General features: G+C 66.9%; 23 protein-coding genes. 13 read left to right on the top strand and 10 right to left on the bottom strand.

The window, feature by feature from the left end; translation table 11 throughout:
• Positions 1-2 precede the first annotated feature (2 nt).
• Together WBN46_RS11935 and WBN46_RS11930 are read left to right on the top strand one after the other, a co-directional pair.
• Positions 3-1,040, top strand: coding sequence for a hypothetical protein (locus tag WBN46_RS11935; RefSeq protein WP_337731694.1), 1,038 nt, complete (start codon positions 3-5; stop codon positions 1,038-1,040).
• A 4-nt stretch (positions 1,041-1,044) separates the two neighbouring features.
• Positions 1,045-1,440 (top strand): hypothetical protein, encoded by a 396-nt coding sequence (locus tag WBN46_RS11930; protein ID WP_337731693.1) that lies wholly within the window; start codon positions 1,045-1,047, stop codon positions 1,438-1,440.
• Between the two features lie 35 nt (positions 1,441-1,475).
• Here WBN46_RS11930 and WBN46_RS11925 read toward each other — a convergent pair whose 3' ends face one another.
• Complete coding sequence (locus WBN46_RS11925; protein ID WP_337731692.1) at positions 1,476-2,294, bottom strand: hypothetical protein; 819 nt, start codon at positions 2,292-2,294, stop codon at positions 1,476-1,478.
• 169 nt (positions 2,295-2,463) lie between these two features.
• Between WBN46_RS11925 and WBN46_RS11920 the strand changes: the two genes are divergently transcribed.
• A complete protein-coding gene (locus tag WBN46_RS11920; protein WP_337731691.1) occupies positions 2,464-2,664 on the top strand; it encodes a hypothetical protein in 201 nt (66 codons plus the stop codon).
• Positions 2,665-2,673: 9 nt separating this feature from the next.
• Here the strand turns inward: WBN46_RS11920 and WBN46_RS11915 are convergent, their stop codons facing one another.
• Positions 2,674-3,060 (bottom strand): DUF6165 family protein, encoded by a 387-nt coding sequence (locus WBN46_RS11915; RefSeq protein WP_192202218.1) that lies wholly within the window; start codon positions 3,058-3,060, stop codon positions 2,674-2,676.
• 82 nt (positions 3,061-3,142) lie between these two features.
• Between WBN46_RS11915 and WBN46_RS11910 the strand changes: the two genes are divergently transcribed.
• From WBN46_RS11910 to WBN46_RS11895, 4 genes are all read left to right on the top strand, one after another.
• Positions 3,143-4,432: a glycoside hydrolase family 2 TIM barrel-domain containing protein gene (locus WBN46_RS11910; protein ID WP_337731690.1), complete on the top strand. Its 1,290-nt coding sequence runs from the start codon at positions 3,143-3,145 to the stop codon at positions 4,430-4,432.
• 81 nt (positions 4,433-4,513) lie between these two features.
• On the top strand, positions 4,514-5,128 hold the full coding sequence (locus tag WBN46_RS11905; RefSeq protein WP_337731689.1) for a hypothetical protein: 615 nt from the start codon (positions 4,514-4,516) through the stop codon (positions 5,126-5,128).
• Positions 5,129-5,206: 78 nt separating this feature from the next.
• Positions 5,207-6,439, top strand: coding sequence for an MFS transporter (locus WBN46_RS11900; protein WP_337731688.1), 1,233 nt, complete (start codon positions 5,207-5,209; stop codon positions 6,437-6,439).
• 152 nt (positions 6,440-6,591) lie between these two features.
• Positions 6,592-8,736, top strand: a complete 2,145-nt coding sequence (locus tag WBN46_RS11895) for a methyl-accepting chemotaxis protein (protein ID WP_337731687.1) — start codon at positions 6,592-6,594, stop codon at positions 8,734-8,736.
• Positions 8,737-8,757: 21 nt separating this feature from the next.
• On the opposite strand, the gene WBN46_RS11890 is transcribed toward WBN46_RS11895, so the two are convergent.
• Together WBN46_RS11890 and WBN46_RS11885 are read right to left on the bottom strand one after the other, a co-directional pair.
• A complete protein-coding gene (locus WBN46_RS11890; protein ID WP_337731686.1) occupies positions 8,758-9,336 on the bottom strand; it encodes a mechanosensitive ion channel family protein in 579 nt (192 codons plus the stop codon).
• 109 nt (positions 9,337-9,445) lie between these two features.
• A complete protein-coding gene (locus tag WBN46_RS11885; protein WP_337731685.1) occupies positions 9,446-9,898 on the bottom strand; it encodes a hypothetical protein in 453 nt (150 codons plus the stop codon).
• A gap of 206 nt (positions 9,899-10,104) precedes the next feature.
• On the opposite strand from WBN46_RS11885, the gene WBN46_RS11880 reads away from it, so the two are divergent.
• The gene (locus WBN46_RS11880) at positions 10,105-10,941 is read left to right on the top strand and encodes a hypothetical protein (RefSeq protein ID WP_192202211.1); all 837 of its coding nucleotides are present in this window, start codon (positions 10,105-10,107) and stop codon (positions 10,939-10,941) included.
• Between the two features lie 123 nt (positions 10,942-11,064).
• Here the strand turns inward: WBN46_RS11880 and WBN46_RS11875 are convergent, their stop codons facing one another.
• Positions 11,065-11,487, bottom strand: a complete 423-nt coding sequence (locus tag WBN46_RS11875; RefSeq protein WP_337731684.1) for a hypothetical protein — start codon at positions 11,485-11,487, stop codon at positions 11,065-11,067.
• A 304-nt stretch (positions 11,488-11,791) separates the two neighbouring features.
• Between WBN46_RS11875 and WBN46_RS11870 the strand changes: the two genes are divergently transcribed.
• On the top strand, positions 11,792-12,535 hold the full coding sequence (locus WBN46_RS11870) for an SDR family oxidoreductase (protein WP_337731683.1): 744 nt from the start codon (positions 11,792-11,794) through the stop codon (positions 12,533-12,535).
• Between the two features lie 16 nt (positions 12,536-12,551).
• Here WBN46_RS11870 and WBN46_RS11865 read toward each other — a convergent pair whose 3' ends face one another.
• The 3 genes from WBN46_RS11865 to WBN46_RS11855 all read right to left on the bottom strand — a co-directional run bounded on the left by WBN46_RS11865 (position 12,552) and on the right by WBN46_RS11855 (position 14,340).
• Positions 12,552-13,190 (bottom strand): isochorismatase family cysteine hydrolase, encoded by a 639-nt coding sequence (locus tag WBN46_RS11865; protein ID WP_337731682.1) that lies wholly within the window; start codon positions 13,188-13,190, stop codon positions 12,552-12,554.
• Between the two features lie 109 nt (positions 13,191-13,299).
• Positions 13,300-13,572 (bottom strand): hypothetical protein, encoded by a 273-nt coding sequence (locus tag WBN46_RS11860; RefSeq protein WP_337731681.1) that lies wholly within the window; start codon positions 13,570-13,572, stop codon positions 13,300-13,302.
• A gap of 153 nt (positions 13,573-13,725) precedes the next feature.
• Entirely contained in the window at positions 13,726-14,340 is a 615-nt protein-coding gene (locus WBN46_RS11855; protein WP_337731680.1) for an ECF-type sigma factor, read from the bottom strand.
• A gap of 342 nt (positions 14,341-14,682) precedes the next feature.
• Between WBN46_RS11855 and WBN46_RS11850 the strand changes: the two genes are divergently transcribed.
• On the top strand, positions 14,683-15,147 hold the full coding sequence (locus WBN46_RS11850; RefSeq protein ID WP_337731679.1) for a transposase: 465 nt from the start codon (positions 14,683-14,685) through the stop codon (positions 15,145-15,147).
• A 431-nt stretch (positions 15,148-15,578) separates the two neighbouring features.
• Positions 15,579-15,788 (top strand): hypothetical protein, encoded by a 210-nt coding sequence (locus WBN46_RS11845; RefSeq protein WP_337731678.1) that lies wholly within the window; start codon positions 15,579-15,581, stop codon positions 15,786-15,788.
• Positions 15,789-15,821: 33 nt separating this feature from the next.
• Here the strand turns inward: WBN46_RS11845 and WBN46_RS11840 are convergent, their stop codons facing one another.
• Positions 15,822-16,340, bottom strand: coding sequence for an adenine phosphoribosyltransferase (locus WBN46_RS11840; protein WP_337731677.1), 519 nt, complete (start codon positions 16,338-16,340; stop codon positions 15,822-15,824).
• A gap of 111 nt (positions 16,341-16,451) precedes the next feature.
• A complete protein-coding gene (locus WBN46_RS11835) occupies positions 16,452-16,985 on the bottom strand; it encodes an outer membrane beta-barrel protein (RefSeq protein WP_192202202.1) in 534 nt (177 codons plus the stop codon).
• 318 nt (positions 16,986-17,303) lie between these two features.
• Here WBN46_RS11835 and WBN46_RS11830 point away from each other — a divergent pair, with 318 nt between their 5' ends.
• Together WBN46_RS11830 and WBN46_RS11825 are read left to right on the top strand one after the other, a co-directional pair.
• Complete coding sequence (locus WBN46_RS11830; protein WP_337731676.1) at positions 17,304-17,822, top strand: DUF1993 domain-containing protein; 519 nt, start codon at positions 17,304-17,306, stop codon at positions 17,820-17,822.
• A 221-nt stretch (positions 17,823-18,043) separates the two neighbouring features.
• Positions 18,044-19,783, top strand: a complete 1,740-nt coding sequence (locus WBN46_RS11825; protein ID WP_337731675.1) for a caspase family protein — start codon at positions 18,044-18,046, stop codon at positions 19,781-19,783.
• The last annotated feature ends 6 nt before the right edge of the window (positions 19,784-19,789 follow it).

Here is a 19,789-nt window from a genome sequence, read left to right as displayed (position 1 = left end):
GCATGATCCGTCGGCTCGCCCGCCTCTTCGCCCGCCCCCCATCCACGGCCGCGCCGACACCGGTGCGCGTGAGCGTGCAGATGCACTGGTTCGCCGACACGCAGTTGCCGATTCCCGACTGGGCATCGATGCACGAAGGCGACGCAGCGGGGCTCGACGGCGAGGCGGCGCATGCCTACTGGGATTCCGCGGCGCAGACATGGCTGGAGGCGCTGCGCGACGCGCTGGGCACCCACTACAGGATCACGGGAACGCACGATTTCCTGCTGCTGTCTCCGCTGGAGGACCGGCCCGCACAGGTCTTCCTGGCCACCTGTCAGCGCATGCGCGCACGCATCACCCGGAGCCTGGGCGAACTGGCCGACGACGGGGGCTGGGGCAGGCATGTCGTCATGGTGTTCGAAGACCCCGACGACTACTACGCCTATGTCAGCCACTACTATCCGGAAGGTGGCGAGTACGCGATGTCCTCCGGCATGTTCATACAGGCGGGCTACGGACATTTCGTCATGCCGCTGGAGCAGATCGATGCGATGGAGCCTGTCATCGCGCATGAACTCACGCACTGCCTGCTGACCCACCTGCCGATTCCCGCCTGGCTCAACGAGGGCCTGGCGGTGAACACCGAGCACACCCTGTTTCCGCAATTGGCAGCGCCGCATGCGCAGCTCTACTTCCCGCACGAGATCGCCGCGCAGCACGCCGCGTACTGGGACGCCGACAGCATCCAGGCCTTCTGGTCCGGCAAGTCCTTCCTGCGCACCGACGAGGGCAATCGCCTGTCGTACGACCTGGCGAAGAAAATCACCCGCCTCGCCGCCGGCGACGAAGCTGCGTTCCGGCTGTTCGTCGCGCACGCACATCTGCAGGATGGCGGGCTGGCCGCGGAACACCACCTGGGGTTCCCTCTCGCGCACCTTGTGGAAGCGGTGTTGGGTGAGGGTCCCTGGCAGCCGTTGCCGGACAGATGGAGCGATGGCGTGGAACGCGGACAGTTCGGCCTGGCACCGCATCCGGCCCGCTCCCGACGAGGAGCGTGATGGCATGAGCATCTACTTCGACGCGGACGCCGTGCAGCAGCGCTATCGCGAACTGGATGCCGACAGGTTGATGCTCATTGCGCTGTCGGCAACAGACGCCTACGCCGAGGACGCGATCCTTCTCGCGCGCGAGGAGCTCGAACGGCGTGGCATCCATGATGCGCGCTTCGGCAGGAGGCCTTCCGCGACATCGCCGGTGCCGGCATCCACGACCGTCGCGCAGGAAGCCCTTCCCGTCTTCATGAAAGTGCTGTGCGTCCTGCTTCCCGGCATCGCGATCTTCGTGGCGCTTGGTTACGCCCTGTCGGGCCGGCGCAGCAAGGGAGTTGAAGCGCTGTTCCTGATGGTGGTGGGCTGGTTCCTGTGGTTCGTCGTGGCCAACCTCATGCGCACGCTGTAGCGCGGACGACACCGCAGGCACATGCAATGCCTGCTTTACGCGGCAGTCATTCCCGATTCCAGCAGCAGGGAAACCGCCGCATGCAGGTTGTGCGCGCCTTCCGATCCGGTGTCCGGATGGCCCTGCAGTGCGGCTTGCAGATGCAGAAGATCATGGTGGTCCATCTCGCCGTGCAGCATGGTGGCAAGAAGGGTGGGGCTGCGCAGACGGTCCACCAGAGTGGCGACGGATGCCATGCCCTGGCGTGCGACCAGCGCACGCACGGCACGGCGCTGCAGCCACAGGTCGATGGCGCTGAAGGGCGATCCGGTGCCGGGTGATGAGAGTGCGAGCCGGTGGATGCGATCGTCGTCGGGCGCGTCACGCCGGAGGATGTCCAGTGCCACCGAGAGTTGCGGCAGTCGTTCGTGCAGCAGGGCTTCGTCCCATGCCGCAGACGTTCCTTCCTGCGCGAGCAGCCAGCCGGCCAGGTACGCATCCAGCGCATCGCGCGCGTCGTCGAGGGGCAGGGGATGGGGCGGTTCGCCCTCCGTGTGCCGGAGCCACGCCCAGGCATCGGGCAGGTCGCACGCGGCGAGCCATTGTTGCAGGCGCTCGTGCAACGCAGGTCCCAGGACATCGCGCAGCGGCGTCCCGGTCTTCCCGTCCAGCCGGTCGGTCCACGCGCGACACAGCATCACGATGGCGGCGACGGGATCGTCCGGCGCCGCCGCGCGCAACCAGGTCTGCTGCCAGTCCGTGGCTTCCTGCAGGTGGACGGGCAGGAGGAGGGGATCGGGCGCAAGCGGTACGCGCGCTTCCAGCGCGACCAGGTGCGCGGCGAACGCGCTGTGTTCCGTGCAGTAGCCGCACATGGGACAGGACTCCGGATCAATCGGGACATGATCAGGATTCGTGTCTCAGGGCGTGAGCCGGACGGCAGAGACGAGGGAACCGGCCACTGCGGACGCGCGCGGGGCACGCCATGACGTGGTGATGACGCGCGCCGTCCTACGCTGTGACCCATCCCGGAGGAGCATGGCCATGGCACAGACCACCCGCGAAGACGTCATCCTGCAGCTGGACCGCGTGGACACCGCGCTGGAAGCCCCCGAGGCCGACAAGGCGGCGATCCTGCGTGACGCGCTGGAGTGGCTGGCGGACAACCCGCCGAAGATCGCCGCCGATGCGCTGTACTACCGCGAACGCCTGCAGGTGATCCGCGAGCGCCACGGCGCGGCGTGAGCGCTGCCGTCAGGCCTGGTACTGCTTCTCTTCGATGAAGCGCGAGCCGGCCAGGCGGTTGATCGTGTTCTTCACTTCGATGCGCTTGCCGTTGTGCTGCGCCACCGCGCGTGCCAGGGCGATGAAGTCGGCGTCGAAGGCCTGCGCCGCTTCCTTGGCGCGCAAGGCGTCCTGCACGTCCCACATCAATTCGTTGATGGTGCGCAGATCCACCTTCAGGCCCGCCAGTTCCGGCTGCGCGGCCGCCAGCCCGCTCCACAGTGCGTTCAGGCCATCCAGTTCCACCTGCACGTGCGCGCGCTTGCCGGCATCGTCGATGCGCTCGGCCTTGATTTCGAGGATGGAGAGTTTGTCGGCCAGTTCGCCGATGGAGACGGGGATCAGGATGGTATTCATGCCGGCATTCTAGCGCCCGTCCGTGCCGCGACGGGCTGCGTGGCATGATGCCCCGTCGTCCATATGGCCGGAGAACGCCCGCATGCTGCAGCGCCTGTTCGTGTCGATCCTTGCCCTGGCCGTGCCCGCGTGGGCAGTCGCGGCGCCGTCGCAGGTCCGCATCGTGCAGCAGGAGGGCGCATACGTATTGCTGGTGGACGGACAGCCCTTCCACGTGAAAGGGGCCGGCATGGCCGGTGCCGGTCAGGAGGCGCTGGCCGCGCGAGGCGGCAACAGCTTCCGCACCTGGAGCACGGGAACCGATCACGTCGACGTGCGCGCGATGCTGGACCGCGCGCAGCGCAACGGGCTGAAGGTGGCGATGGGCATCGAGGTGGGCAACGAGCGTCATGGCTTCGACTACGACAACGACGCCGCCGTGGCCGAACAGCTCGAACGCATCCGCCGGGAAGTGGGCCTCTACAGCGACCATCCCGCCGTGCTGATGTGGGTGGTGGGCAACGAACTGAACCTGCATTACAGCAACCCGAAGGTGTGGAATGCGGTCGGGCAGATCGCGGACATGATCCATCGCGAGGACCCGCACCACCCGGTGATGACCACGCTGGCCGGTTTCGACCGGAAGCTGATCGACCTGTTGAAGGCGCGCGCGCCGTCGCTGGACCTGATCGGCATCCAGCTTTACGGCGACATCGGCGCATTGCCGGAGAAGCTGGCGACCAGCGGCTGGACCGGTCCGTACGTGGTCACCGAATGGGGCCCGACCGGGCACTGGGAAAGCCCGCTGACGGCGTGGAAGGCGCCGATCGAGGACGATGCTTCGCGCAAGGCGATGCTGTTGCAACAGCGCTACGAACAGGTGATCGCGGCGGATACGGAACAGGGACTGGGTTCGTACGTGTTCCTGTGGGGCAACAAGCAGGAGCGCACGCCCACGTGGTACGGCCTGTTCCTGCCGAGCGGGGAGAGCACGCCGGCGGTGGATGCGATGCAGTACGTCTGGACCGGCGCGTGGCCGTCCAACCGTGCGCCATCGGTCCAACCGTTGACGCTGGACGGTCGGCGCGCCATCGACAGCATCACGCTGAAGCCGGGCAGGGAATACACCGCGCAGGTCGATGCGCGCGACGCCGACGGCGACCCGCTGCGCTATCGCTGGACGGTGCTGCACGAAACCACCGCCACCAGCATCGGCGGCGATCGCGAGGACGTGCCGCCGGAGGTGATGTTGGCGATGCAGGACGACGGCAAGGGCGGGGTGCGTTTCGCTGCCCCCGGCAAGCCCGGTGCGTACCGGCTGTTCGTGGACGTGCTCGATGGGCAGGGCCATGCCGCATACGCCAACCTGCCGTTCCGCGTGACGGAACGCTGAGCCGGGCCGCAGGATTGCGCGCCCGGCCGGACTGCGATGGAATGGCGCATGCGCGCCGGGGGGCGCTTCCAGGGGGACTTGATGCGGAACTTGATGATGGGCCTGCTGCTGCAGGCGGGCGTGGCGGTGTCCGTGTCGGCGCAGGAGCAGGCGCCGCAGGCGGCGGCGGTGGAGACCGGCACGCTGGTGGTGGACGTCAAGCCGTTCACCAGTGAGAAGGAACTGCCGAAGAAGGTCGACGAGCAGCTGAAGAGCGGCGCGCTGGAATGGGGCGTGCGCGATGGCCAGGTGGTGTTCTCGCTGGTCAACAAGCAGTTCATCGATTTCCCGCTCAACCACATGACCCGCTACGGCCAGCAGGAGACCCTTTCGTTGCCGGCGGGCGACTACCGCGTCACCGGCATCGGCCTGGAGATGACCACCGCCTTCAGCGTGAAGAAGGTGCTGGAACGGGGCGCATTCGTGAACGAGGACGTGGTGACGTTCCGGATCGAGCCGGGCAAGACCACCACGCTGTCGGTGAATCCGGTGATCCGTCGCGACGCGACCTTCGCGGTCAATTTCTGGATGCCCACACTGATGACGCGCGTCATGACCGAGGCCGGCGAAACGCCGGAAACCGCGCTCAACACGCGTGGCCCCGCCTCGATCGCCTGGCCGCAGTACGCGGGACCGCTGAAGTTCGTCGCCAAGTGAGGCAGTGCGGGAGCTGACGGCGGACAGCGTTCCAGTCGTGGGGTCGACTGCGGGTGCTGCATCGCAGCATAATGCGTCATGGACGTTACGCCCCCGATTTCCTTCCCTTCCGTCGCCGACCAGCTCACCGCGCGCCAGATCGGCCTGATCCTGTTCGCGCTGACGCTGGGGGGCTTCGCCATCGGCACCAGCGAATTCGCCAGCATGGGGCTGATGCCGAACATGGTGGCCTCGCTCGGCGTGACCGAGCCGCAGGTCGGCCATCTGATCAGCGCCTACGCGCTGGGCGTGGTGGTGGGCGCGCCGCTGCTGGCCATCCTCGGTGCGGGCTGGAAGCGCAAGACGCTGCTGCTCGCCCTGATGGGCTTCTATGCGCTGGGCAACCTGGCCAGCGCGCTCGGGCCGACCTACGAAAGCCTGCTGGTGTTCCGCTTCATCGCCGGGCTGCCGCATGGCGCGTACTTCGGCGTGGCCGCACTGACGGCGGTGGCGATCAGCCCGCCCAACAAGCGCGGCCGTGCGATCAGCCTGGTGATGCTGGGCCTGACGCTGGCCATCCTGATCGGCAATCCGCTGGCGACCTGGCTGGGCCAGATGATCGACTGGCGCTGGGTGTTCGCCTTCGTCGCGATCATCGCGCTGGTGACGGGCGTGTTGCTGGCGGTCTGGCTGCCGGTCGGCATCGATGGCCCGAAGGCCAAGCCACTGGATGAGCTGCGTGCCTTCAACCGCGTGCCGGTCTGGCAGGCGCTGGGCATCGGCGCGATCGGTTTCGCGGGCATGTTCTGCGTCTTCAGCTACCTCGCGCCGACGATGCTGGACGTGACGCGCGTATCGCCGGCCTGGATCCCGCTGGGCCTGGCCGGTTTCGGCGTGGGCGGCGTGATCGGCAACTTCGTCGGTGGCTGGCTGTTCGACCGTTTCCAGCTGCGCGGCGCGTGGATGGTGCTGGCGTGGGCGATCGTGGCGCTGCTGCTGTTTCCGTGGCTGGCGACCACGTTGCCGACGATCCTGCTGGCCACCGTCGCCATCGGCCTGATGGGCGCGCTGGGGCCGATCCTGCAGTCGCACCTGATGGATGTGGCGGGCGATGCGCAGACGCTTGCCGCCGCGTCACACCACGCGGCCTTCAATACCGCGAATGCACTCGGCCCCTGGCTGGGCGGCATGGCGATCACTGCCGGCCTGGGCTGGACATCGACCGGCTACGTCGGTGCGGCGACCGCCGTGGTGGGCCTGCTGGTCTATGCATGGGCGCGGCATACCGCCCGCGCCGAGGCGACGGCGCTCGCCTGCGAGCTGACGCGCTGAGCTACGCGCGCTGTCGTGCGGCAACATGCGTGTCATCAAACTGAAACAAAGAGATGGCGGTCGTGGATTGCGGAATGCAGGGCGGTGGCGCGTCAATTCGCCGTGCCGCGCGCCGCTAAGGAAGGTGTATTCCTTCCCAACGTCGTACCGCCATGTCGTCCTATTCCGCTTCCCGCCCCCTCAGCCTGCAGACCAAGCTGCTGGGCGCCCTGACCCTGGGGCTTGCCGTCATCCTGTTGTGCGCGCTGGCCGGCCTGGGTTCGGCGTGGCTCAGTCTTTCCACCGAGGTGCCCGAAGAGGTGGCCCAGGCCGCGGAGGGTGAGCGCCTGAGCCGCGACTTCCGCGTGCAGGTGCAGGAGTGGAAGAACATCCTCATCCGCGGACACGACGAGGAGCAGCGGGCGAAGTACGTCGGCGCCTTCGATCGGAAGGGGCGCGAGGTGGCCGCCCTGGCGAAGACCCTGTCCAGCGGGATCGCCGATCCGCAGGCGCGCAGGCTGGCGGCCGATTTCGCCACCCAGCATCACGTGTTGGAAGGCAACTACCGCGCCGCACTGGTGCAGTTCGCGGCGGGGGGCTACGACACGCAGGAAGGCGATCGCCTGGTGAAGGGCATGGACCGCCAGTTGGGCGAGACGCTCGAAGCCCTGGTGGCGCGCACCAAGACGATTGCCGATGCGGCAGTGGTGGCGCGCTCTCAGGATGCGCGTCGCATGCTGGTGGGGTGCGCGGCCCTGTCGGTGGTGGCGGCGATCGTGCTGGTACTGGTACTGGCGTGGTGGATACGGCGGTCGGTGATCCGTCCCGTGGTCGAGGCCGCCGCTGCCGCGCGGGCGGTCGCGGCCGGGCGCCTGGACAAGCGGGTCGACGTGCGCAGTGGCGACGAGATCGGCCAGTTGGGCACGGCGATGGCCGACATGACCGCGACCCTGCAGGGCGTCATCGCCGAGCAGGGCGAAATGGCGTTGCGCCACGACGAAGGCAGCATCAGCTTCCGCATGGACGATTCGCGCTTCCCCGGCGAATACGGGCGCATGGTGCGTGACACCAACGCGCTGGTGGCGTCGCACATCGCGGTGATGCAGCGGCTGGTGGAGATCATGCAGTGCTACGCGGTCGGCGACCTGTCCATCGACATGGAGGCGCTGCCCGGTGAGAAAGCCGCATTGACGGACGCCATGCGCACCACCAAGGCGAATCTCTCTGCGATCAACGCCGAAATCAGGCAGCTGGCACTGGCGGCGGCGTCGGGCGACTTCAGCCGTCGCGGCGACACGCAGCGATACCAGCACGATTTCCGCGACATGGTGGACGGCCTGAATCGCCTGATGGAAACCACGGATGGCAACCTGGCGGATGTGTCGTCGCTGCTGCAGGCCATCGCGCGCGGCGACCTGACGGCGCGCATGGAAGGCGACTTCCACGGTGTGTTCGCCACCATGCGGGACGATGCCAATGCCACGGTGGCGCAACTGCGCACCATCGTGCGCCAGATCCAGGGCGCGTCGTCATCGATCAACACGGCGGCGGGGGAGATCGCAGCAGGCAACAGCGACCTGTCGCGCCGCACCGAGCAGCAGGCGGCCAATCTGGAAGAAACCGCCGCTTCGATGGAAGAACTGACCTCCACGGTGCGCCAGAACGCCGAATCCGCACGCCAGGCGAATCAGCTGGCGATCGGCGCGGCCAGCGTGGCATCGGAAGGCGGTGCGACGGTCGCACGCGTGGTCACGACGATGACCGAGATCGAGCAATCCTCCCGGAAGATTGCCGAGATCATCTCGGTCATCGACGGCATCGCCTTCCAGACCAACATCCTGGCCCTCAATGCTGCGGTGGAAGCGGCGCGGGCCGGCGAGCAGGGCCGTGGCTTCGCCGTGGTCGCCTCCGAAGTGCGTACGCTGGCACAGCGCAGCGCCAATGCCGCCAAGGAGATCAAGGGCCTGATCGAGACCTCGGTGGACAAGGTGGCCGATGGCTCGGCGCTGGTGAACCAGGCCGGTGCGACGATGGGCGAAATCGTCACCGCCGTGCAGCGGGTGACCGACATCATGGCGGAGATTTCGGCTGCTTCGCAGGAGCAGAGTGCCGGGATCGAGCAGGTCAACCAGGCCATCGTGCAGATGGACGAAACCACCCAGCAGAACGCCGCGCTGGTGGAAGAGGCATCGGCCGCCGCCCGCTCGATGGAAGATCAGGCGCGCGAACTCATCGGGGCGGTGAATGTGTTCGTGCTGGATCCGCGTGCGTCGCCTGGTCTCGCCCCTGGCCGTGTACGCGCACTGGCCGCTGCCTAGTCGGGTACCAGCGCTGGCGGATTATTCGGGCGAGGTGGTCGCGGGCGGCGAACCCGACCGCCAGCGCCGCGTGGTGCGCTGGAAGAAGTGGCTGTTGGGGATCTGCAGCACGGTGTCGCCGCGTAGCGCGTCTTCTTCCAGCAGGGTGGTGTAAAGCAGATTGATGTCGATCACGCGCCCGCGCAGGCCGGGCTTGTCGCCGTTCTCCAGCACTTCGATGTGGTCGTGCACGCGGAACGGACGCGTGGTCAGGATCAGCACGCTGCAGAAGATGTTGGACAGCACGCTCCATGCGGCGAAGAACGCGACTGCGGCGACCGCGGTGAAGCCCGTCAGTGCGGTCCACAGCACGCTGCCCGATACGCCGAGCCGTCCCAATGCGAGCATGAACGCCGAAACGTAGAGCAGCACGCCGAGCAACCGGCGCGCGCTCACGGCAACCTGCGCGGGCAACCGGTAGTGATCGCAGATCCGGCGCACCACGATGCGCAGCAGGCGCAACAGCAGCCAGGCGGCAAGCAGGATCCCGAGCGCCTGCGCGACGGGAATCGCGAGGCTCGCCCATTCCTGCAACCAGTCGGGAAGTCGCAGCGACGCCATCAGCCTTCCTGCCGCGATGCATGACGCGCCGTCGGCGCCTTTGCCAGTGAGAGTTGGATGTTCATGCTGGAAGGGTGGCCCGCGCCTCGCGGATGGTCAACCGCGCGCATCATGGGTCGAAGGGATGGGCCTTGCCGCATGCGTAGACGTGGTTGTAGTCGCTGGACATGCACTGGTAGAAGTCGCGCCGCGCGCCGGTGGCGGCCGCACAGTCTTCCGCGGTCAGTGCAGCCAGCAGGCGCTTCAGCGCCGGGGTGGCCGCATCGTAGGCGGGCTGGCTCATGTAGCCGGCGCGCAGGTTCTTCTCGCCGACCTCCAGCATGGTCTCCACGCCCCAGCGGGCGTTCTCCACGGCCTTGTCGCATGACAGGGCCGGCGAGGTGTCGCTCACCTGCGCCAGGTGCCCGGCGATCGCGGTGACATCGGCCTGGACGTCCGGAGGGAGTTCACGCGGGGCGGCCGGCTCGCCGCCGCAGGCCATGCCCGCCACCAGCGACAACGCTGCCAGCGCCGGAATGCGGAGAACCCCGGGGCGGTGGGAACGGCAGGGTCCTGCGGTCATGGATTTGATGCGCGTTTGAAGTTTGGTTGCGCATTCTATGGCAGGTGGATCGTGGGTCCGGTACGGCAGGTGCAGCGCGCGAAGGCACGGGCTGCTTGTGATGCACGGTCCCCCTTGCAAGAATGCCGTGGGGCCGGGTCTGGCGCGGGCAGGAAGCGCCGCCCGTCGTATCCGGACCCCAGACACTTCCACTATGTGAGGACCACATGACCTACAAGCTACTTGCCGCCATCGCGCTCGCCCTGTCGAGCGTGGCGCCCGCGGCCATCGCGGGTGAATGCGAGGACAACTTCAGCAAGTCCGGCAGCATTTTCTCCGGCACCGATTTCAGCAGCCGCGTCACCGTGCCGGACTCGACCGTCAAGGATGCGATGGGCCAGCTGCGCGGCATCATGATCGCCGAGAAGATGGACGTGATCACCGAGGATGCGGAGACCGGTTCCATGCTGGTCGAACAGCGTTCCACCGGCACCACGCGCGCCATTCCCACCCTGATCAACGTGAGCGCCGAGGGCAAGGATGCGATCGTGCAGATGACGGTCAAGACCGAGAAGGGCCAGATCGCCAAGGCCGACGCCATGCGTCCCTACATGTGCACGCTGTTCGCCAAGCTGAAGGGGGGCAAGGAAGGCCGTGCCGCCGCGGCCCAGGGCGCGAAGACGCAGAACAACGCCGATGTCACGGTGAAGGACGTCTTCATTTTCTCGCGCGAGATCGCGCGTGAAGCCAAGGGCAATGCCGTGGCCGTCACCGCGCGCCACAAGGGCCGCAACTACGCGTTGCGTGGCCGGGTGGACTACGTGCAAGAAGATGGTGAGGACTACAACGTGTCCTTCGAGATCCCCGACCAGAGCAAGATGCTGATCCAGGTGCCGGGCGACAACGAGCCGCGCGTGGGCGTGGCGTGCCTGTTCCGTCCCAACCAGCTGGCCAACGTGCTGACGTTCCGCAAGGGCGACAAGGTGACGTTCAAGGGCCAGTTCCTGCGTTATGACGATTTCAAGCGCGTACTGTGGCTGCAGAACTGCGTGCAGACGCGATGACCCGCATCCGGTCCCGGACGTGAACGACCGGGAACGACGTGCAAAGGAAGGGCGCCCCATGGGCGCCCTTCTTGTGTCAGTTGCTGAGGGGGTGCGTGGCAGGCGTAGCGTTCCGCCGTGGCGTCAGCTGTCCTGGCGACGGTAGACGCCGACATTGGTATAGCAACGGCCATCACTGAGATGGCCGCGCATGCGGATCACGAGGGTGTCCGGATCGACCAGCTCGCGCTCGGACCATTGCACTTCGCGGCCGTCGTGCCAGGTGGTGGAGTGCAGTTGCGTGGGAGATACGGACTCGAAGCTCAGCGCATCGGCATGCGGCGTGCTGTGGTACGGATACGGGGTGCCGTCGACACGGCCGTCGAAGGCGGCCCGATGCCGCTTGCCGTTCTTGCCCAGCCATTCCGACGCGATCGACAGCGCACCGTCGGCGGCGCAGTCGAGTTGATACAGCGCCCTCCGCGGAGGGCGCCCGAGTTGGTAGTCGCACTGCTCGGGTAGCAGGTGCCAGGTGCCGGCGAATCCGGCGGCCGCATGTGTGGTCATGTGCGCTCCTTGCGCGAGAACCGGGCCGGTGACGGCCCGACCACGCCATGCTAGCGACAATCCCCGGGTGGCCGGTTGCTAACACCGTCGCACTTCCACATTCCGTCGTGATGATGAACGGGGCAGCGCGGCAGGCGTTCGGCGTGACTGTGAGCCGGATTGCGACGCATGCCTCAGCATGCGGGCGGGAAACGCGCGCAGCGGCCGCGACCGGCGGGCTGTCACGCCGTGGCGCGGTACGGCGTCCTGGATGGCATGGCGGCTCGAAGCGCTGTCATTCCATCCAGTCCAAGGGAGTCGATCCATGAAAGTCGTCGTTGTGGGAGGTACCGGTCTGATCGGGAAGCGCCTAGTCGCGCTGCTCACGGCCGAGGGGCATGCAGTGGTGGTCGCAGCGCCGTCCACCGGTGTGAACGCCGTGACCGGAGAAGGCGTGGCGGCCGCACTCGCGGGCGCCGATGTGGTGGTCGATGTCGCCAACGCGCCTTCGTTCGAGGATGCGGCGGTGAAGGCGTTCTTCGAAGCCTCCACCGGACACCTGCTGGCAGCCGCAGCGCACGCCGGTGTGCGTCACTACGTGGCGCTGTCGGTGGTCGGTACAGAACGCCTGCAGGGAAGTGGCTATTTCCGTGCCAAGTGGGCGCAGGAGCAGCGCATCCGGGCGGGTGGGGTGCCTTACACCCTCGTGCGCGCGACCCAGTTCTTCGAGTTCATGGATGGCATCGCGCAGTCCGGCGTGCAGGGCGAAGACATCCTGCTGCCGATGGCGCGCATGCAACCGATGGCGGCCGATGACGTGGCCGCCATGCTGGCGGGCGTGGTCGATTCGACGCCTGTGGAGGGCATCGTGGAGATCGCCGGGCCGGAGGCGCGCCCGATGGCGACATTCGTTGCGGACCACCTGCGAACCTGCGGTGACAAGCGCGAGGTCAGGGCCACCGCCGGGGCCTTGTATTTCGGCGTATCGCTGGACGACGACACGTTGCTGCCCACGGGCGCTGCCCGCATCGCGCCGACGGATTATGCAACCTGGTCATCGCGGAAGTAGGTTTGCGCGGAGCCGATCAGGCGCGCGCACGTGCCGTCAGCGCATCGACAAGGCCCTGGGTGGTCAGGATGGCGTGCGCGTAGGTGGGGGCGTTGATCTCATGCGCGGCATGCATCGCGGCCGCGCTGGCGGCTGCGGTGGCATCGCGCACAAGGGTCACGTGGTAGCCCAGCTCCGAGGCGAACCGGCCCGTGGTTTCGATGCAGGTGTTGGCGATCAGGCCCACCAGGATCACATGGGTGATGCGGTGCTGCTTCAACAGGTAATCGAGGTCGGTGTTGGAGAAGCCACTGCCTCCCCAGTGTTCCTTGGCGATGATGTCGCCGGGTTGCGGCGCGAAATCCGGGTGCCACTCGCCGCCCCAGCTGTCCTTTGCGAAGGGCTGCACGCGTGCCGCGCCCAACTGGTACGGCGTCGGATGGTCCCAGCCCTTGAAATCATCCGGCTCCGAGCGATGGTGCGGCACGATGAACACGGGCAATCCTGCCTGCCTGACGCAGGACACCACGGTGCGCAGGTGGGCGTGCAGGTCCACGCTGCGCGCAATGTCGGCCACCAGCGGCCAGAGTTTTCCGTCTTCCGCGAGGAAGTCGTTGTAAGGGTCTACGAAGAGCAGCGCGGTACGCCCGGCGGGATAGCCCTGCATGGGAGACATGGCAGCGTGTCCTCATGACGCGGACAGTGGTCCGAAGCGGCAGCATCGCGCCGCAGGCCTTCCCTGCATTGCATCGGCGTGCGCGACGGGCCGCAGCGTGGCGCCGTCATCAGGCGCGCTGGGTGCGCCCGCCCGCCGGTTCAGCCGTCGCGCCATCCGGCAGTTCGTCCATTGCCATGGCGTCGGTGGCGCCCGCGTGGCCGACCCAGGGCGGCACGTCCATTTCATGGTCCAGGGCATCGGTGACCAGCAGTTGGACCAGCGCGTCATGCAGCGCTGGATCGGACCGTCTCAGGACGGCCAGGGCCGCAGCCTGCTCTTCATCGCCCATGTCCGAATAGGCGTCGAACAGTTCCAGCGCGAGCGTCAGGCAGGCCTTCATCCCATCGCCGCCCTGTCAGACGGCGGGAACGGCTCCGCTTCCGGGGCCGTGAACCTTTGAGGGAGGGGAAGGTTTTCGCTCACATCGGGATCATTCGCCTTCCGGCCGCAATCCCGGACGTCCGGCGTAATGAAAGATACGCGTGCTGCCCGGTCAGAACGGTTCAGGCAGCTCACCGTCGCCAAGGTGACTGAACAGGAACGCGCGCGCCTTGCGCCAATCCCGGCGCACGGTGCGCTCGGTCACCTTCAGCACGCCGGCGATCTCAAGCTCACTGAGGCCCCCGAAATAGCGCATCTCCACCACCTGCGCCAGCCGCTCGTCCAGCTTGGCAAGGTCGTTCAACGCCTGATCGAGGATCAGCAGTTGCTCCAGCCGTGAACCCTGCCCCGGCTCCGTGTTCTCGTCCAGCGGCAACAGGTCCATGCCTTCGCCGCGCTTTTCCGCCAGCGCACGCCGCACTTCGTCCAACAGCACGAAGCGCATCGCGCGCGCCACCAGTGCGACCAGATGGGCACGATTCTCGACGCTGAAATCGGCGCTGGCGAGCTTGAGCCAGGTCTCGCTGATCAGCGAGGTAGGAGACCTCACATGACTGCGGCGCTGCTGGCGGATCTGCGACCGGGCAATCTGGTGCAGGTCCCGGTACAGCAACGCGTAGATCTGGTTCCAGGCCCCGGGCTGCCCGTTCTCCACGTTGCGCAGCAGTTGGGTGACCGAATCCGGGTCCGGCGGGGCCAGATCCTCGTTGCCTCGGGGGTGCAGCATGCCGCTCGTATCAGGTCCAGCGCCATCCGGGTCCCTCTTCTCTCTCATGTCCGGACTGTGCCTTTCATCACGATCTCGTCCCATATATGACCCGGCTGCGCTTGGACATGCAAGCCGTAACGGCGCATTCGCGGGTCATGTCGCAGTGGAGAAGGCATCCCTGCAAAGGGGTGGGAAGTGGGGGGGCCTGGGTGTTTCCGGGCGAACGGTCGACCAGCAAGAGGGGTGTCATGCATAGCGCGAAAAGAGTCTGTGGTAGGGGTCTTCCAGCCAATCTGGCCATGACGCGGGGGTTTTCCCTCGCGGCGGCCCGAGGGGTTCTGCATGCGGCATGAGGCATTGATGGGCACGTTGCGTGAAGAAGGCGACGAACTCGTGACACGTCAGCACCCCCTCGTCGCAGGGCCGCAGTCCTGGCCTCTGCCCCAGGGGCTGGGTCCGCGTGCCATCAGCCAATGGCCGATTACGCAGCGGCTCAGTGCGGAGGAATGGAATTTCCTGATGCAGGCGCTCCCGGGCCGGGTTGGCGCGCGTGCGCGCCATGGCGGCAATGCGCGCCGGTTTATCGAAGCGGTTCTCTGGGTGGCGCAGACCGGCGCGTACTGGTCGGATCTGCCGCGCGAATTCGGCTCCTGGCACGGCATCTATGTACGGTTCATCCGTTGGGCGCAGGACGGCAACTGGAACGAGGTACTTGCGCGGTTCGATCGGCAGGACCAGCGTGGGCGAGACCTCCAGGCCCTGGTCGAACGCTATCTCCATCGCAACAACACCAAGCATCTCAGCCGGGCAATGCGCGCTTCGTGAGACGCGTTTCGCGCGGCATGTACGGGAAGTGGAAAGCAGGGCGCCCGGAGGAAAGCCTCCCCTGGGTGCGGTAGCCCACGCTGCTTCGCATGATGGCCCGGTGTCATTGCGCGACATGCATCTGCGGATTCATCACATGGTTGGGGGGAATGCTTCTGCAGGCGGAGCTGCCTGCGCGACATCGCCTCTTTCCGAAGGCTATCTGTCGGCGCTCCCCGCCCGACAGCTAGGTGGGCCGGCCCGATCCCCAAGGAACCGGCTCGCAGCCCGTCATGCCCGACACATGACGGGTATCGCGCTTCGGCGCCTGAGGGGGAGGTGCAATGCCTCCCCCTCGTTCTTTGCGCACACACGGATTGATTACATTCCGCTTCAGTCCGCTTAACGGTTCGCCGCCTATGCTCGGGCACCCTGTTGTCAGGAGCACCCGCATGAGCACCCATGTCTTCACGGCGCAGGATGCCGAGGGTCGTCGCTGCCGTATCGAGGTACATCGTGGCAACGCAGGCGATGCGACGCATGGCGACGCTCCCGCCATGCCGAGGTATGTGCTGGAGGATGGGAGCCGCGTACGCCGCATCGACAACGACACCTTCCTGGTCGTCGGCACTGGGGCCTATGTGAGCCGCGTCATCGAGTGAGCGCGGTGTCCGCGCCAGGCGGTGCGATGGATGTCAGAACACCACCGACGCGTACAGCGGCGCGGGATGGGTCCACGCGCTGCGCGCTCCCAGGAAGCCGAGTTCGACCAGTACGCCTGTCCCGACCACCGTGGCGCCCTGCTGTTCGACCAGCTGCACGGCCGCCTTGAGCGTGCCCCCTGTCGCCAGCACGTCGTCCACCACGATGACGCGCGCGCCCGCAGGCATGGCATCGGCGTGGATCTCGAGACGATCACGCCCGTACTCCAGTCCGTAGTCCAGCGCCAGCGTGTGCGCCGGCAGCTTGCCCGGCTTGCGCACGGGCACGAAGCCGACTCCCAGTTCGCGCGCCACCGCGGCGCCCAGGATGAAGCCGCGCGCTTCCACGCCCACCACCGCGCCGATGCCTGCGTCACGCCAGGGTTCGGCCATCGAGGTGATCGCATCGGCGAAGGCAACCGCGTGCGCCAGTACGGGCGTGATGTCCTTGAACAGGATGCCGGGCTTGGGGAAGTCGGGCACGTCGCGGATGTGATCGGTCCAGGCGGGCATGGGGAGCTCGGGTCCAGGGAGGCCGCCGATGCTAACGCAGTCGCGTCATCCGCAGAAAAAAGAAGAGCCGCTGGCAGGGCCAGCGGCTCGTGGCTTGCGGTCGGGTGCTGCTCAGAAGTCGTAACGGACCTGGAGCTGCGCCAGGTCCAGATCGGCATCTTCCACTTCGAAGCGGCTGTACTCGCCGCGCAGGGCGACCGTGTCATTGAGCCGGTACTGCAGGCCGACGCCGTAGACCGGGTCGGTGCCGTTGTCGTCTGTCGTGCCGGTCACGCCCGGCAGCGCAGTATCCAGGTCCCAACGCTGGAAGCCGGCTTTGGCGTAGCCGGAAAACTTGTCGGTAAAGGGCACCGTGCCCACCGCGGTCAGGTAGACCGAGCTGGCCTCGATGTCGCGGCCGATGCCGTCCGTTTCCAGTTTGCCGAGATCGGCGTAGCCACCTTCAAGACCGAACCAGCGATTGAACTGGTAACCACCGAACACGGAGAACGCGGTGTCCTCGTCGTCGTACCCGGCTTCGTCCACCAGCGACTGGCCCACGCCTGCGCCGACATGGAACCCCTTGTCGGCGGCTTGCGCACCGAACGCGGCAGCGCCGACAAGCACGGCGAGGAGAGTGCGGGACAGGATCTTGTTCTTCTTCATTGCTATCAACTCCAGCAGGAACACCGCGGGGGGAGGGAGAGCGGTGTCGCCAGCGACAGGTCCGGGCGGAATGCCAGGGCAGCTGTCGTTGCACGGAGAAGATGGGCGTGGCGGGATGGCGCCCAAGGCCGATGATGGCGACGCACTTTCCCGCGGATGGAACACACGCGGGCCTGCTTCCTTCCTGCATCACGCAGCGCGTTCCGGCGCATCGCGCACGGAACCGGCGCGATGGGATGCACTCTCCCGCGAACCGTGGCTAATCAACCACCACGCGCCCGACTATCCTCGCGCTCTTCTTTTCTCCGGAACTCCGCCATGAGCGCAGCGCTGTCGATGTACCAGGCTTCCATTCCCGTCTTCCTGCGTGCGCTGGGCAACCTGCGCCAGGTCCTGGAGAAGGGCGAGGCGCATGCGCGCGAACAGGGATATGAACCTGCCGTACTGCTGCAGTCGCGGCTGTATCCGGACATGCTGCCCCTGGTCCGGCAGGTGCAGATCGCCACCGATACCGCGAAGTTCGGCGCGGCGCGTCTGGCGGGGGTGGAATCGCCACGCTTCGAGGACGTGGAGACCACGTTCGCCGAACTGTTTGCGCGACTCGATGCGGTGGCCGCGTATCTCGGCACGTTCGACCAGAAAGCCCTCGAAGGCAGCGAAGATCGCGTGGTCACGCTCTCTTCGCGCACGCGCGGCGACCTGACGTTCAATGGCAGTGGCTATCTGCTCGGCTTCGCCCTGCCCAACCTGTTCTTCCACGTGACCACCGCCTACGCCATCCTGCGCCACAACGGTGTGCCGCTGGGCAAGCTGGACTACCTCGGCCCCGCCGCCTGAGCGGTGTCCTCCGCCACCACCGCATGGCGTTGTCAGGAGTGAACCGCGCGCTCCCTGCCGTGCGGTGGCTTCCCTGAGGAGCCGGTTGCCCTGCGGCGACGGATTGCTGCCCGTGTCACGGCATGCGACCCGCTGCTCCGATACTGTCGGCCGGGCATCCACGCCATGCGAGGCCACCTCGCCTGCGCGGACGCCGGGACCACATCAGGGAGGAAGCAGCGATGGCAACGGCACTACGTATCCTGTGCGTGCATGGCGTGGGCCAGCATCCGCCGGGCGGGGCATGGCAGCAGCAATGGGAGGCGGCGATCCACGACGCCTGTCGGCAGGTCGATGCCGAGCGCGCGCTCGACATCCAGTACTGCCACTACGACGATATCTTCGCCCAGCACAAGGTCAGCCTCGGGGACACGCTCGAAGCGCTGGCGCGGCTGCTGGCGAACGGCATCACTGCCCCGTTCAGGCGTGCGCGCGGCGACGATTCTAAGCTGCGCCACACCGCCGGCATGGTGGTGAAGTGGGTCGAGAGCGCGACGTTCCGCAAGCAGACCCGGACGCGGCTGGTACAGCGCATCGAGGCGATGAAGCCGCACGTGGTGCTCGGCCACAGCCTCGGGTCGCTGGTCTGCTACGACACCTTCACCCATGAAGAAACGCGCGCCACCGCCAATGGCCGCTACTTCGCATCGCTCGGCTCGCAGATCGGCAATCCCTTCGTGCGTGGCGAATACCAGGCCGGCCGCCTCAGCGCGATCGAAAAGGCGCGCTTCTGGTACCACCTCTACAACCGTTTCGATTCGGTGTTCACGGCGCGCGTTTCCATTGCCGCCGACAATTTCCGCCAGGTCGATACGCATTTCGACATTCCCGGCAACGCCGACCATGCGGCCGAGGAGTACCTGCGCCATCCGCAGGCCATCAGCACGTTCTGGTTCGATGTGCTCAACGATGAAACCACGCGCATCACCCGCGCCCTGCGCGAACAGACGCCGGTCGCCTGCCGCGTGGCGACGCCGCGCAAGCGTGCGCTGCTGATCGGCATCAACGACTATCCCGACCCGGACCAGCGCCTGGGCGGTTGCGTCAACGATGTCTTCCTGATGAGCGCGATGCTGCAGGAACAGGGCTTCGATGCCGGCGACATCCGCGTGGTGCTGAACGAGCGCGCCACCGCCGATGGCATCCGCGAGCGCGTGGACTGGCTGCTCGAAGGCGTGCGCAGTGGCGACCAGCGCATCCTGTACTACAGCGGGCACGGCGCCCAGCTGCCCAGCTACGGCCTGGGGGACCGTGTCGACCGCATGGATGAAACGCTGGTGCCCTACGACTTCGACTGGACGGAGGACACCGCGCTCACCGACGACTGGCTGTTCGAGCGCTACGTGCAGCTGCCATACGACGTGGACTTCAGCATCCTGCTGGACTGCTGCCATTCCGGCGGCATGGCCAAGGGTGGTCCGGCGCGCATGCGCGGACTCAATCCGCCGGACGACATCCGCCATCGGGCGATGAAGTGGAACGCCGCCCGGGAGATGTGGGTACCGCGCGAACTGGAACTCAACGAGCGCAAGCAGCTGGCGGTCGACCAGGACACCATGCCGCTGGGCGACATGAGCGGCCGCCTGGGCTACGCATTGCCGGTACGCACGCTGCCGCTGGGTGAAGCGCGCCAGATGCGCAAGAAGCTCGGCCACAAGGGACCGTACATGCCGCTGCTGCTGTACGCGTGCCAGGAAGGCGAATTCGCCTACGAATACGAGCACGGCGCGGTCCAGCATGGCGCGTTCACCTATGCGCTGGTGAAGAACATGCGCCGCATGCTGGCCGGGGGCCATGGGGACCGGCGACGGTTGAAGGTCAGCGATCTGGTGAAACACACCTCGCAGGAACTGCGCGAACTGGACTACGACCAGACTGCCGCCCTGGCCGGGCCCGAGATCCGCCTGTCGCGCTGGATGTAGCGGGGC

Source organism: Pseudoxanthomonas sp. CCNWLW251 (assembly GCF_037402255.1).
GTDB lineage: Bacteria > Pseudomonadota > Gammaproteobacteria > Xanthomonadales > Xanthomonadaceae > Pseudoxanthomonas_A.
The sequence above is the reverse complement of the archived record's forward strand: the minus strand, read 5'-3'. Positions and strand labels throughout refer to the sequence as shown.